Consider the following 14934-nt stretch of genomic DNA (forward strand, 5'->3'; position numbering starts at 1 on the left):
TGGACAGCGACAGGGGGTGGCCGATGGCCGCGGGCAAGGGCAATGCGCCCGTCATCATCAAGCGCATCACCGTCTCGGGCGGGGGGGGGCACCACGGCGGCGCGTGGAAGGTCGCCTATGCGGATTTCGTGACCGCGATGATGGCGTTCTTCCTGCTGATGTGGCTGCTGAACGCCACCACCGAAAAACAGCGGCAAGGGCTGGCGGATTACTTCGACCCGACGATCGTGAACGCCTCGGGCGGCGGGTCGGGGATCGAGGGGGGGCAGGCGCCGCAAACCCCCGCCGACGCGGCCGAGGCGTCGGCCGACGCCGCGCAGCGCCAGGATTTCGAACAGGCCGCCCGCGCCATCCAGGACCGCCTGACCGGCAGCGGGGCCGAATCGATGCAGCGCGTGAACCTGCTGCGCCACGTCGTCACCCGCATGACCGACGAGGGGCTGGTGATCGAGCTGGGGGACATCGTGGACGAACCCCTGTTCGCCGGCGAAACCGCCGATCCCACGCCCGTCCTGCGCGAACTGACGGGTATCCTGGCCTCGGTCCTTGGGCAGGTCCGCAACCCCGTCGCGGTCAGCGGCCATGTGCGTGGTTATCCCGAGATGATGGTCGAAGACCCCGCATGGCCGCTGTCGGACGACCGAGCGCATGGCGTGCGCAAGCTGCTGGCACAGGGCGGCATGGACCCCGACCGGGTCAGGCGCGTGACCGCACACGGCGACCGCCGCCCACGCAACGCCAATCCGATGGACCCGGCCAACAACCGGGTCGAGGTGATTTTACTCAGATAGCCCGCCGAAAGGCGCGCGCGTTAGGGGGATGTTAAGCCCCGGCGCGCAAGGTGGCGGCAACAACGACTCAGACAGGGTGACGTGCATGTCGATCTCTTCGTCCCTCAACGCCGGCGTCGCCGGGCTTGCCGCCAACGCCACGCGCCTGGCCGGCATCGCCGACAACATCGCGAATTCGGGCACTTTCGGATACAAGCGGGTGAACACCGAGTTCGAGGGCATGGTGATCAACCAGGCCCGCGGCGCCGGCGTCTATTCGGCCGGTGGCGTGCGCGCCATGACCTCGCGGCTGATCGACGAAAAGGGGGCGCTGATCACTTCGGGGAACGCGCTCGACTTTGCGATCTCGGGGCGCGGGATGCTGCCGGTCATGCCCTCGGTCCTGCTGGGCGCGGGCATGGGCGACCGGCCGATGATGATGACCTCGACCGGGTCGTTCCGCCCCGACGCCGAAGGCGTGCTGCGGACCGATTCGGGGCTGGTGCTGATGGGGTGGCCGGCCAATTCGGACGGCACCATCCCGGTCAACACCCGCGACGCGGTGGGCGGGCTGGAACCCGTCATCCTGAACGCCAACCAGACCTCGGCCGACCCGACCACGGTGATGAGCCTGGGGATGAACCTTCCGGCGATGGACACGCGGTTCGGCGCGCCCGGCGACAGCCTGACCACCAAGGTCGAATATTTCGGCAACCTCGGCACGTCGGAATCGCTGAACATCACGTTCACGCCCACGGTGGCGGGCGCAGCGGGCCTTTCGAACACCTGGACGATGGTTATCCGCGATTCGGCAATGGACCCCGCGTCGAACGTGATCGGGGAATATACGCTGGTCTTCGACGACAGCCAGACGATGGGGGGCACGCTGGCCTCGGTCACCACGGTCAGCGGCGGCGCCTATAACCCCGCGACCGGGGCGCTGGACCTGACGGTGGCAGGCGGGCCGATGACCGTCGGCATCGGCCGGACGGGCGACCCGAACGGGCTGACGCAGCTGGCCGACAGCTTCAAGCCCACGAACATCACCAAGGACGGCTCGCCCGTCGGCAACCTGACCGCGGTCGAGGTGGACGAGAACGGCTATATGCGCGCCACCTACGACACCGGCTTCATCCGCACGATCTATCAGATCCCGCTGGTGGACGTGCCCAACCCCAACGGGCTGATCGCGCTGAACAACCAGACCTATCAGGTTTCGCCCAGCTCGGGGTCGTTCTTCCTGTGGGACGCGGGCGACGGGCCCACCGGCGCGGTCGTGGGTTACGCCCGCGAGGGGTCCACCACCGACGTGGCCGCCGAACTGACCGACCTGATCCAGACGCAGCGGGCCTATTCGTCGAACGCCAAGGTCATCCAGACGGTGGACGAGATGCTGCAGGAAACCACCAACATCAAACGCTGACCGGGGGGCCGCTGCCGCGGCGTGAATGGCCATGAGCCTGTCGAACGCACTCTCGAACGCCATGTCGGGCCTCGCCGCCGCCTCGCGCGGGACCGAGGTGGTGGCGAGCAACCTTGCCAACGCCCTGACCCCCGGCTTTGCCCGGCGCGAGATGCAGCTGTCGCCCCGCCCCCACATCGCGGGCGGCGGCGGGGTGCATGTCGATGGCGTCACGCGGCTGGTCCGCGCCTCGGTCCTGGCGCAGACGCGAATCGCAGGGGCCGAAACCGCCCGCGCCGGAACGCTGGCCGCGTTCCACACCGGGCTCGAAGGCGCCTATGGCATCCCCGGCCAGCCCGGCGCGCTGACCACCCGTCTGGCCGATTTCGACGCGGCCCTGATCGCCGCCGCGGGCCGCCCGGAAAGCGAGACCCATAAGGCGCGCATCGTGTCGACCGCGCAGGCGCTGACCGGGGCGATCAACCAGATCGCGGACGGCATCCAGCAGGCGCGCGGCACCGCCGACCAGGCCATCGCGGCCGACGTGGACCGGCTGAACCAGGGGCTGACCCGGATTGCCGACCTGAACCGCAAGATCGCCGTGCAGCTGGCCAGCGGCGACGACGCGACCGCCCTTCAGGACGCCCGCCAGACCGAGATCGACGCGGTCGCGCAAATCGTGCCGGTTCAGGAACTGCCGCGCGAGGGCGGCCGGGTGGCGCTGTTCAGCGCCTCCGGCGCGGTGCTGCTGGACGGGTCGCAGCCGGTGACGGTCGGGTTCGCGGCCGCGGGACCGATCACCCCGCAGATGGCCGCGGGAACGCCCCCGCTGTCGCGCCTGACGCTGGACGGGGTCGAGCTGACGCCGGGCCAGATGCGGCTTTACGGCGGCGGGCGGATGGCCGCCAACTTTGCCATCCGCGACGACCAGGCGCCGCAGGCGCAGGCCCGGCTGGATGCGCTGGCCCGCGACCTGCACGACCGCTTTGCCGACCCGGCCGTCGATCCGACCCGCGCCGCGGGCCAGCCCGCGCTGCTGACCGATGGCGGGCAGCTTGCCACCGCCGGATCCGAGGTCGGGCTGGCCGGCCGGCTGCGCCTGAACGCCGCGGTCCAGCCCGACCGGGGCGGCGCCCTGTGGCGGTTGCGCGACGGGCTGGGCGCCGCCGCCCCCGGACCGGCCGGCGATTCCGCCCTGCTTGGCGGGATGAGCCAGGCCCTCGCCGGCGCGCGAACGCCCGCGTCCGCCACGCTGTCGCCGGTCGCCCGCACGGCGGCGGCATTGGCGGGCGAACTGACGTCCATCGCCGCCAGCGACAGGCTGGCCGCGGAATCCGTGCAGACCGCGGCCGGTGCCCGTTCGGGCACGTTCCAGTCGATGATGCTGGCGGACGGCGTCGACAGCGACCGCGAGATGGAAAACCTGCTGCAGCTTGAACGCGCCTATGCGTCCAACGCCAAGGTGCTGCTGGCGGTCGACGAAATGCTGCAGACGATCCTGAGGATGACATGACAAGCCCGGTTTCCATTGGCGACCTGTCCCGCGCCACCTATCTGCGGCAGGCCAACGTGCTGCTCAGGTCGCGTCTGACGACCCTGACGCAAGAGGCGACCACGGGCGTCAAGGCCGACATTCCAGCGGCGCTGAACGGCAACATGGGCCATATCGCCCAGATCGAATCGCGCCTGACCGGCCTGTCCGCCTGGCGCCAGAACGCCGTCGCCGCGTCGGCCGAGTTCGCCGGGCTGCAGGACGCGATGGGCGCGATCCAGGACATCGTCGCCGAATCCGGCCCCGCCCTGCAAAGCGAGGCGGCGGTCGCCGATCCGGCCATGCTGGACCTGCGCTCGCGGCAGGCGGCCGAGGATCTGCGCTCGGTCGTGCGGTTCATGAATGTCGATGTCGGCGGCCGCTATCTGATGTCCGGCACCGCGACGCAGACGATGCCGGTGGCCGACCCCGACCTGATCCTTGCGTCGGTCCGCTCGGTCATCGCGGGCCAGCCGACGACCGCCGACATCGTCTCGGCCGTGGATGCGTGGTTCGATGCCCCGCCGGGCGGCGGCGGTTTCGCCGACGCGCATTTCGCGGGACGACAGGGCGGCTCGACCGTGATGGCGGTGGCGGCGGATGCCACGGTCGCGAACAACGTCACGGCGCTGGACCCCGCGTTTCGCGACACGATGAAAGGGCTGGTCTTGGCCACATTGGCGGGCGATTCCGCGCCGGATTTCACCCGGCAGCAGAAATCCGACCTGATCGGGGCTGCCGGACGGCGGCTGTCGGCCGGCAATCATCAGCTGACCGCGCTGCGCGCGACGGTCGGCTTGGCTCAGGAAACCATCGAACAGGCCGACACCCGCAACGGCGCCCAGCAGACCGCCCTGTCGCTGGCGCGGTCCGCCCTGCTGGCGGCGGACCCCTATGAAACCGCCTCGGCGCTGACCGAGACCGAAAGCAACCTGCAGAATCTGTATGCCCTGACCGCGCGCCTGTCGCGGCTGTCACTGACGGATTACCTATGACCCGCCTTTTCCGGCTTGCCCTGATGCTGCTGCTGGTGCCTGTGATCGCGTGGTCGGCGCCGGTCCGCATCAAGGATCTTGCGACCATCGACGGTGTGCGCGGCAACGACCTGGTCGGCTATGGGCTGGTCGTGGGCCTGAACGGCACCGGCGACAGCGTCCGCAACGCCCCCTATACCGAGGAGATGCTGGCCGGGATCCTGGAACGGCTGGGCGTCAACGTCACCGACGAAAGCTTCCGGCCCAAGAACGTGGCGGCCGTGATGGTGACCGGCACGCTGCCGCCGTTCGCGCGCGCGGGCAGCCAGATCGACGTGACGGTGTCCGCGATCGGCGACGCGAAAAGCCTGCTGGGCGGCACGCTGGTGATGACCGCGCTGAACGCCGCCGACGGGCAGGTCTATGCCGTGGCCCAAGGGTCGATCATCGCCGGCGGCGCGTCCGCGCAGGGCGACGGGGCCAGCGTGGTCCAGGGCGTGCCGACGGCGGGCAGCATCCCCGCCGGCGCCCGGGTCGAGCGCGAGGTCGACTTTGACTTCTCAACGATGTCCAGCTTTCGCATCGCGCTGAGATCGGCCGATTTCACGACCGCGGCCCGGATGGAAAAGGCCATCAACGACGACTTGGGCGACGGCGTGGCGACGCTGATGGATTCGGGGACGATCGCGATCGATTCGTCCAGCCTGGGGCGGGTCAACCCGGCGCGGCTGGTGGGCCGGATCGAAAACATCGCGGTCGAGCCGGAAAGCAAGGCCCGCGTCGTGGTCGACCACAAGTCGGGCACCATCGTCATGGGCGAGGATGTCCGCATCTCGCGCGTGGCGGTGTCGCAGGGCAACCTGACGCTGCGGGTGCGCGAAACGCCGATGGTGTCGCAGCCGAACCCGTTCTCGCCCGGCGATACGGTGGTGGTGCCGCGGACCGATGCGTCGGTCACGCAAGAGCCGGGGATCGGCTTTGCCGAGGTCAGCGGCGAATCGTCGCTGTCGGACGTGGTGGCGGGGTTGAACGCGCTGGGCGTCCGGCCGCGCGAGCTGATCGACATCCTGAAAGCCGTGCACGCCGCAGGCGCGCTTCACGCCGAGTTTGTGGTGAACTGAGGCGGCATCGCCGATCCCGGCGGTATTTTCAGGCGCTGCGGTGGTCCTTGTCCTTGCCATTTCCATATGGCGCGGGGGCAACACCGCCTTTGTGCAAGAACGGGCGGCTGCGCTGCAAAGCTGCGGCCGATGCCCAGGGGCGCGGACGCCGCGGAGCGCGCCTTGGCCTTTCCCCGGGTCTCCGCTTAGCCTCGCCCCCGCGTCCGCCTTTCCCTCACTTCCAGCCTCAGCCGCGCCCCCGCGTCCGCCTTCCCCTCCCTTGCAACCTCGGCCGCGCCCCGCCTCAGCCTTCCCCTCACTTCCAACCTCAGCCTCGACCCCGGCACGCTCAGCCCCCGGCTGCGGCAGCGGCAGGCTGTGGACCCGTAAGCCCGCACCCACAGCCTTGAACGGGCGACGAGGACTGCGGCGAGGTCGCTGCGAGCCGGCGTCTCGTGGCGGGCTAGCGGCGCACCGTCTCGCCCGTGCGGACGGGGCGGCCGTCGACCGACAGCTCGATCTCGCCCGAGGGGGTGCGGACGGCGGCGATCTGCCAGGTCTGACCGGACAGCCGCAGGCGGGCGGTGAAACCGGGCCAGTCCTGCGGCAGTCGCGGCTCGATCGCGAAGCCGTCGGGGCGGCGGGTGATGCCAAGCAGCCCCTCGACCGCGGCGCGGTACATCCAGCCGGCGGAGCCGGTGTACCATGTCCACCCGCCGCGCCCCAGCTTGTCGCGGTGGGAATAGACGTCGGCGGCCACGACATAGGGTTCGACCCGATAGGTTTCGGCCGCCGTCGGGTCCAGCGCATGGCTGATCGGGTTGATCGCGTCGAACAGCCGGTGCGCGCGCGTCCCGTCGCCGGACCGCGCCAGCGCATAGACCATCCAGGCCGCGGCGTGGGTATACTGGCCCCCGTTCTCGCGCACGCCCGGCGGATAGGACTTGATGTATCCCGGCTCGGCCGCGGTGTCGCGGAAGGGGGGCGTGAACAGGCGCATGACCTGCGCCTCGCGCATGAACAGCTGGTCAAGGGCCGCGTCGACGCCCTGACGGGCCCGGTCGGCCCGCCCCGCGCCGGAAATCATCGCCCAGCTTTGGGCGATGGAATCGATGCGGCATTCGGCGCTTTCGGCCGCGCCCAGGGGCGTGCCGTCGTCGAAATAGCCGCGCCGATACCAGGCGCCGTCCCAGCCGGCGCCGTCCAGCGCGCGGGCCACGGCGGCGCGGTGAGCCTGCCATGCCTCGGCGCGCGCATCGTCGCCGCGCGCCCGCGCCACCGGGGCAAACGCCGCGATGGTGTCGCACAGGAACCAGCCCAGCCAGACGCTTTCGCCCCGCCCGCCCTCGCCCACGCGGTTCATGCCGTCGTTCCAGTCGCCGCCAAGGATCAGCGGCAGGCCGCGTTCGCCGGTCCGTTGCACCGCCAGGTCAAGGGCGCGGGCGCAGTGATCGTAAAGCGGCGCCACCTCGCCCGAGGGCTGGGGCAGGAAGAAACGGTCATGCTCGCCCGGTTCCAGCTCGGGCCCGGTGATGAAGGGCACCGGCTCGTCCAGGATCGCGCTGTCGCCGGTGGCCCGCACATAAAGGGCCGTGATGTGGCCCAGCCACACCACGTCGTCGGAAATCATCGTCCGCACCCCGGCGCCGCCGCGGGGCAGCCACCAGTGCTGGACGTCGCCTTGCGGGAACTGGCGCGAGGCCGCGTTCAGGATCTGACGGCGGCACAGCGCGGGATCGTGCAGGATCAGCGCGCTGGTGTCCTGCAGCTGGTCGCGGAACCCGAACGCGCCCGACGCCTGATAGAACGCGGTCCGCGCCCTGATCCGGCAGGCCAGCGCCTGATAGGGCAGCCAGGTGTTGACCATCAGGTTCAGCCGGGGGTCCGGCGTGTCGACCTGCAGCGTGCCCAGCGTGTCGTCCCATTCCCGCCGGGCGGCCGCCAGCGCCGCGCGGGGCGCATCGGGGGCGCGGGCGGCGTCCAGCACGGCAGGCAGGTCGGCGGCGGCCGCATTCGCCAGGATGACGGTGGCATGCCCGGTTTCGCCCGGCGCCAGCGGCATGGCCCAGCGGATGGCAAGGCAGGGGTCGCCCGCGGCGTGCAGGCCCTGCGCAAGGCCGGGGTCCAGATCCTGATCGGTCGGCACCGCAGCAGGGTCGGCGGGCGCGCCCACCGGCCAGTCGGCCAGCGCAACCGGACGGGCGGGCGTGCGGTCGCGCCCCAGGAAATCCGTGCGCGACCCGCAGAACCGCTGGACCGGCCGGTCGCAGGCCAGCGCCGTGACGCGGTCGGCGAAATCGGCGGAAAACGCGTTCTGCCCCAGCAGCGCGTCAAGGCCGCGGTCGAACCGGGTCTGGACCATCGGCGCGGTCCGGGTGCGGTCGCTGCCCAGCACAAGCTGGGCATAGGCGACGCCTTGCAGGTTCAGCCGCCGGTTGGTGCGGTTGGTGACGGTCAGCCGCGTCAGCCGGGCGGGGGCGTCGGGGGCCAGCGTCATCACCGCCTCGACCGCGACCCAGCCGTAATCGGCTTTGAAGCGGGAATAGCCAAGGCCATGCGCGGCCTCGTGCACCGCCGCGGGGTCGGTGGACAGGGCCAGGAACGGGGTCGCCACCGCGCCGGTGTCGGGGTCGTGGATCAGGATCGCCTCGCCGGGCGGGTTGCTGACCGGGTCGTTCGACCACGGCGTGATCTGGTAATCGCGCGAGTTCACCGCCCAGCCGAAGGCCGCCCCCTCGGCCGAGACGTGAAAGCCGAAGTCCTCGCGCGCGACGACGTTGATCCACGGATGCGGGGTCTGGCGGTCCCGCGTCAGCCGCAGCACGTATTCGCGCCCGTCGGGGGCGAACCCGCCAAAGCCGTTCCAGAACTGCAGCGCCGAGGTCGAGGGGGGCAGCGGCCGGGGATCGGTGGCCGGACGCCGGGCAAGGGGACCGGCGGGGCGCGGCCGATGCGCCTGCGGCGCCTCGCGCAGCCGTTCCAGCTGTTCGGACAGCTTGCCGTTGCGGGTGTGCAGCATGATCCGCGCCACCGACACCAGCGTGTCAAAGCTGGCCTTGCTGATCTGGTCGCGGCGCACGGCATGGACGTGGCGCGCCGCCGACGGGCCGGCAACCTGCTGGGCCGCGTCGCACAACGACTGGATCGCGTGCTGCAGGTCCTGGACATAGGACGTCGCGCGCTCGTTCAGGATCACCACGTCGACGGGGACGCCGCGGGCGCGCAGAAAGCCATACATGCGCAGCGCGTTGCGGATGATGGGCAGGTCGGCCTCGTCGTCGGTGCGCAGCAGCAGGATGGGGTCGTCGCCCGAGATGCCCATCGGCCACAGCTCGGCCTGCGTGCCCAGTTCGGTCCGCCGCCGGGGCGTGGCGGCCATGCGCAGGTCGGGCCAGACCAGCAGGCTGGTATAGGCGCGAAACAGCTTGGCCTCGTCCAGCGTCACGTCCAGATGGCGCAGCTGCACCTGCGAATAGGTCCACGCAAGGCGCAGTTCCTGATCGAACACGGCCGGGCGGCTGTAATGCGCGGCCAGCCGGTCGCGGTCCTCGGCCGCCTCGGCGACCAGCGTCCAGAAGGTCAGCGCGACCGATTTGCCCGCCGGCACCCGGACCCGGCGGCGGATCGCGAAGATCGGGTCCAGCGTATGGCCCTGCGCGCCGGTCAGCGTGGCGCCGGGCGCGAACGCGGCCGGGTTGGCCAGCGTCCCCCCGCGCCCCAGAAAGGCGCGGCGGTCGGTTTCGGCCTCGGCGGCGGGGGTGATCGCCTCGTCGGGACCGGCGACCAGATGGGCGAGGTGATAGGCCTTGCCCTGCGGGTCGCGGGGCCGGCGGTCGGCCACGATCAGCGATCCGCCGTCCCGGATCTCGGTGCGCACGAACATCTTGGAAAACGCGGGATGGGCGCGGTCGGACGCGGGCTTGTCCAGCACGATCTCGCCATAGGACGTGACCTCGATGGTGCGGTCGCTGCCGGACCGGTTGCGCAGCGTCAGGCGGCGTCCGTCGGCGTTGCCCTCGGTCGCGGCGATCACCTCGAGCCGGCTTTCGATGGCGTTCGCGGTCTTGAGGAACTCGGCCTTGTGGTCCGAGAACACGGCCGAGCTGCGCTCGTCCCGGCCGCTGCACGGCGAATGGGTGGCGGACCACCATTCGCCCGATTTGACGTCGCGCATGAAGATGTGGATGCCGCCGTCGTCGGTCGTGGCGTCCGGCGTCCAGCGGTTCAGCGCGATCGGGCCGAACATGGACCCGCCCGCCCCGGTGGACGAGATGATGGTGGAAAACGCGCCGTTCGACATCAGCGCGACCTCGCGGTCGGCGCGGCCGGGTTCGTCGATAGCGGTCTGGGTGTCGCCCCCGCCCAGCATCGACCCGCGGCCCAGACCGTTCGCCGACGGCGCGCGCGTGACCGGGGTGATGTCGCGCGGCGATTTTTCCTGCAGCAGCAGTTCGGACGCGCGCACCACCGGGTCGGCGTGGAACCGGTCGCGGTGGATGCCGTCCAGCACGGTGTTGGCGATCGCCATGATCGACATGCCGTGGTGATGGGCCATGACGTTGCGCACGACCGAATGGGTGGCCGGGTCGTGCTGCCGGTTGGGGGCGAAATCGACCGCGTCGTAAAAGCCGTAACGCCCCTCGGCCCCCAGCGCGCGCAGCCGGGCCAGGTTGCGGACGGCGGCGTGCGGGCGGATCTGGGCGGCCATGATCGTCGCATAGGGCGCCACGACATAGTCGCCCCCCGCCCGCTTCAGCGCCAGCGTCGGCACGCCGAAGGCGTAATACTGATAGTTCATGTCCCGGTCGCGGGCGTTGAACGCGCTTTCGGAAATGCCCCAGGGCAGGCCGTGCGCCCGGCCCCAGTCGATCTGGACGTCCACCGCCATCTGGTTGGAATGGTTCAGGATGCCGCCCTGCCGTTCCTTGAGCAGCAGGGGCGGCATCAGGTATTCGAACATGCAGCCCGACCAGGACAGCAGCACCCCCTGATGGCCCGCGGTGGCGAACGGCCGGCCCAGCCGCGCCCAGTGTTCCTTGCGGATGTCGCCCTTGGCGATGGCCAGAAAGCTGGTCAGCCGCGCCTCGGACGCCAGCAGGTCATAGCTGGATTCGTCCAGCTGTTCGTCGTGCGGGCGATAGCCGATCGACAGCAGCATCTTGTCGCGGTGCACGAACAGCGAGAAATCCATCTGGAACGCCATCAGCCGCGCGCGTTCGGCCAGCAGGGCGACGCGGGTGGCAAAGCCGTCCATCGCGACCCGCCCCTCGGGCGCGGGGGTCAGCACGTCGGCGCTGTCGCGGGCCAGCGCCTGCGCCCAGGCCAGCACCTCGGCCGCGCCGCCGCGGGGGGTGGCGGCGTCCAGTTCGGTGGCCAGACGCAGGATCTCGGCCGCGCGGCTGTGCATCTGGTCGATGGCGACGGGGTCCGACAGCGGCCCGCCGGCGGTCTGGTCCACCGCCGCGGCAAAGCCCGCGATGGCGCCGTCCAGCGCGTCGCGCAGGCCGCGGAGCGCGCGGCGGTCCTGCGGCAGCGCCGCCAGTTCGATCTGCAGCAGGCCCAGCGTGTCGCCCAGCCCCCCCGCGCGCCTGCGCCGGACCGACGGCGCGTCGTCCGACCAGTGGCGCAGCCCGGCGGCCAGCGCCACCAGCAGCCCGGCAAGGTTGCCGCTGTCCACCGCCGACAGATAGGGGGCGGGCAGCACCGCCAGCGTGCGCGTGCTGTACCAGTTGAAGAAATGGCCCCGGAACCGCGCCATCCGTTCCATCGTGGTGATGGTGGCGTCGATGCGCGTCAGCGCGGTGTCCAGCCCGATCCAGCCCAGGTCGTGGGCCGACATCACCGACATCAGATACAGCCCGATGTTGGTGGGCGAGGTGCGTTCCGCCAGCTTGGGCTCGGGGGTTTCCTGCCAGTTGTCGGGCGGCAGGTGGTGCGTGTCCGGCCCCACGAACTCCTCGAAGTATCGCCACGTCCGGCGGGCGACGCGGCGCAGCTCGGCCTCGTCGGCGGGGTCCAGGACCAGCCGGTCCTCGGTTTCCAGCGGGCGCGAGGCGCGGGCCATGATCCACGGCGCGGCGATCCAGATGCCGCCCACGACCAGCGCCACGGGCAGCGCGGTCGGGTTCACGGCCGCCGTGGCGGCGATGCCCGCGCCGCCCACGATGGGCGAGGCGATCATCCGGCGGTATTCCTCGGCCACGCCGCCGCCGGCGCGCTGCGCGTCGCGCGCGGTCGTCCATTCCAGCAGCTTGCGGCCGCTGAACCCCATCCGCCAGATCGTCCGCCCGATCGCGTCCAGCGCCGCCCAGCCCCGGAACGCCGCCGTCGTCAGCCGCAACGCAAGCTGGGTGACATAGGTCAGCGCGTCGCGCAGCATGTGGCGCAGGTGGTAATCCCACGACACGCCGTATTGCGGGCGGAACACGCGCAGATCCACCTGCAGGATCGGCACCAGCGCCGCCAGCAGGATCAGCGCCGCCTGCCAGATGATCGCGTCCGCGCCGTGCAGGATCAGCCAGCCCGCGACCGAGGCCGCCGTCCAGCTGACCGCGACCAGCGACCGGCGCAGATTGTCCACCATCTTGAACCGGGCCAGCGCATCCAGCCCGTTGCCCGGCGTCAGGATCATCGGCACCAGCTGCCAGTCGCCGCGCATCCAGCGGTGCTGGCGGCTGGATTCGGTGGCAAAGCGGATCGGGAAATCCTCGACCACCTCGACATCGGTGACCAGGGCCGCGCGGGCCAGGCTGCCTTCCAGCAGGTCGTGGCTGAGGACGGCGTTTTCCTTGATCCGGCCCGCAACGGCGGATTCGAAGGCATCGACGTCATAGATGCCCTTGCCGGTAAAGCTGCCCCGGTCGAACAGATCCTGATACAGGTCCGACACCGCAAAGACATAGGGGTCCAGCCCCCGGTTGGCCGAGAATATCCGCTGGAACACCGAGGCATCCGCCCCCGTCGTCAGCGAGGGCGTGACGCGCGGCTGCATGATCCCGTGGCCCCGCGCGACGGTCCCGTCGGGGCCAAGCACGGGCCGGTTGACCGGATGCGCCATCTTGCCCGCCAGCGCCGACACCGTGTCGCGCGGCAGGCGCGTGTCGCTGTCCAGCGTCACGACATAGCGAACGCCCTCGGGCGGGGTCGGGCCGGTGGGCAGGAAGCTGGTGCCGAAATGGCCGCGCAGCAGCATGTTCAGCTCGGTCAGCTTGCCGCGCTTGCGTTCCCAGCCCATCCAGACGCCTTCGGCGGCGTTCCACTGCCGCCGCCGGTGCAGCAGGAAGAACCGCCGGACGCCGCCGTGGTCGTAACGGTCGGCCAGCGTCTCGATCCGTTCGCGCGCGTGGTCCAGCAGGCTGCGGTCGTCGGGCATCGTCTCGGCCGGGGCATCGCGCCAGTCGGTCAGCAGCGCAAAGCTGATGTCGCCCAGAGGGTTGGCCAGATAGTGCGATTCCAGCATCTGGGCCAGCTCGTCCACCGCGTCCAGGCTGGTGATCATGCCGGGGATCACCACCAGCGTCCGCGCCTCGGGCGGGACGCCGGCGCGGAAGTCATAGGCCGGCAGCCGCTTGGGCGGCACGACGCGCGCGGCCAGGAACCCCAGCGCCTGCATCGCCGTGTCGGACGCGGGCAGCACCGCCAGCGCCAGCAACAGCACCGCCTGCCAGCCCGCCAGCCCGACGTCCGGGACCGCCCAGCCCATCGCCGCGACCAGCAGCGCCGTGATCGCGACAAGGGGCGCGGTCAGCATCCACACCCCGGCGCGGCGCAGGCCGGACAGCCGGTCGCGCCACGCCGGCGCATAGCCCGCCTGCGCGCGGAACGCGGCCCGATCCTCGCCGACCAGCAGATGCCCGACCTCGACCCGGTCGGTCCCAGACTGGCCTGCCCGGCGCGCGGCCTCGTCCAGCGCCCGCTGGGCGACCTGGGTTTCCGTCAGGTCGGACCGCCGCGCGATGCGTTCGACGGCCGAGCGATAGCTGGTGCGCGTCCCCTGATCCAGCAGCGGGTATTCCGACCGCTGCGCCAGCATCGCATCGACCTTGCTGACGCCTTCGAACCAGTCCAGCCAGTCCACCTCGCCCATGCGGCGCAGGCTGCGGACGATGTTGCCCACGGTGACGTTGCCGCTGGACTGGCGGGCGTATTCGGCCTGGATCGCGCGTTCGGTCGCGTCCGGTTCGCCCAGCCGCTGTTCCAGCGCGGTCAGCGCCGCCTGCGCGTCCGGGCCGCCGTCGCGCAGGCGATACAGCAGCTGCGCGGCCACCGTCTCGTCGGCGACGCGGTCGGCATGGCGCGCGATGACCGCGGCCGCGGCCGGCGCGCCCGACGCCTCGGCCAGCTCGTCGGCGATGGCGTTGGCGGCGCTGCGGCGGGCGCGCGCGGTGGACACCCGGTCCGACAGCCGGCGCAGGTTCTCGACCAGCACATAGCGCAGGAACGTGGGCACCGCCCACAGCTCGGCGATGTCCAGCGTCGCCACCGACTGATAGCCGCGCAGGAACGACGTCAGCTCGTCCGGGTCCACGTCCGAGTTGGTCAGCGCCACGAAATACCACGCGATCAGCAGGCTGCGCGGCGTGGTCCCGCCGCCCGACAGATCCACCAGCGGCAGCCGCCGCAGAAAGTTGCGGTTGAAGCCCTGGCGCAGCTGGCGCAGGTTCTCCTCGACCATGTGGTGGTTGTCGATCAGCCATTCGGCGGCGGGCGTCACCGTCTCGCCCCGCTCGGCCGCGACGACGGCGTCAAGATAGTTGGTGCGGATCGCGTCCTGGTTGGCGACCAGCCGCCGGATCGGGCGGGCGGGCGCGTCGGGCAGGTCGGGCCGGGGGGTCAGGGCAAGCTCGCGCCCCGCGTCATGCAGCGAACGGCCGGTCCACAGGTCAAAGCGGATCGGCTTCAGCATCTCGTCCCAGACCGACTCTCGGGGGTCGGGCGGCGGCCCCGAGGGCCTGCGCGCCGTCCGGCCGACCCGTTGCGAAAGGCGGCGGCGGGGCGACGGGTTGGGGTATTTCGACATCTGGCGTCCGCTTTCTTTGTCCCCGAACCTGCGGGCGCCCGGGGGAAAGCACAAGACGCCGCCTGCCCTAACGCCCCGGCGGGCGGGTTGGTGCCCCCCGACCTCGCATTCGCCGCCCCGCGCATCCGGTCCCTGTCG

6 protein-coding genes are annotated in these 14934 nt (G+C 71.2%); 5 read left to right on the forward strand and 1 reads right to left on the reverse strand.

Features of this window, described 5'->3' with window-relative positions; genetic code table 11:
• Positions 1-23: 23 nt before the first annotated feature.
• From EPA64_RS03160 to EPA64_RS03180, 5 genes are all read left to right on the forward strand, one after another.
• Positions 24-791: an OmpA/MotB family protein gene (locus EPA64_RS03160; RefSeq protein ID WP_134724809.1), complete on the forward strand. Its 768-nt coding sequence runs from the start codon at positions 24-26 to the stop codon at positions 789-791.
• A gap of 85 nt (positions 792-876) precedes the next feature.
• The gene (locus EPA64_RS03165; RefSeq protein WP_134724810.1) at positions 877-2193 is read left to right on the forward strand and encodes a flagellar hook protein FlgE; all 1317 of its coding nucleotides are present in this window, start codon (positions 877-879) and stop codon (positions 2191-2193) included.
• Between the two features lie 31 nt (positions 2194-2224).
• The gene (gene flgK, locus EPA64_RS03170; RefSeq protein ID WP_167626571.1) at positions 2225-3685 is read left to right on the forward strand and encodes a flagellar hook-associated protein FlgK; all 1461 of its coding nucleotides are present in this window, start codon (positions 2225-2227) and stop codon (positions 3683-3685) included.
• A complete protein-coding gene (locus tag EPA64_RS03175; protein WP_134724812.1) occupies positions 3682-4698 on the forward strand; it encodes a flagellin in 1017 nt (338 codons plus the stop codon). Before flgK ends, EPA64_RS03175 begins: the two co-directional genes overlap by 4 nt.
• Positions 4695-5798: a flagellar basal body P-ring protein FlgI gene (locus EPA64_RS03180; protein WP_134724813.1), complete on the forward strand. Its 1104-nt coding sequence runs from the start codon at positions 4695-4697 to the stop codon at positions 5796-5798. Before EPA64_RS03175 ends, EPA64_RS03180 begins: the two co-directional genes overlap by 4 nt.
• A gap of 442 nt (positions 5799-6240) precedes the next feature.
• Here the strand turns inward: EPA64_RS03180 and EPA64_RS03185 are convergent, their stop codons facing one another.
• Positions 6241-14796: a glycoside hydrolase family 94 protein gene (locus EPA64_RS03185; protein ID WP_134724814.1), complete on the reverse strand. Its 8556-nt coding sequence runs from the start codon at positions 14794-14796 to the stop codon at positions 6241-6243.
• Positions 14797-14934 lie beyond the last annotated feature (138 nt).

Origin of the sequence: Paracoccus luteus, assembly GCF_004522155.1 — a bacterium.
In the GTDB taxonomy this organism is placed as follows: Bacteria; Pseudomonadota; Alphaproteobacteria; order Rhodobacterales; family Rhodobacteraceae; genus Paracoccus; species Paracoccus luteus.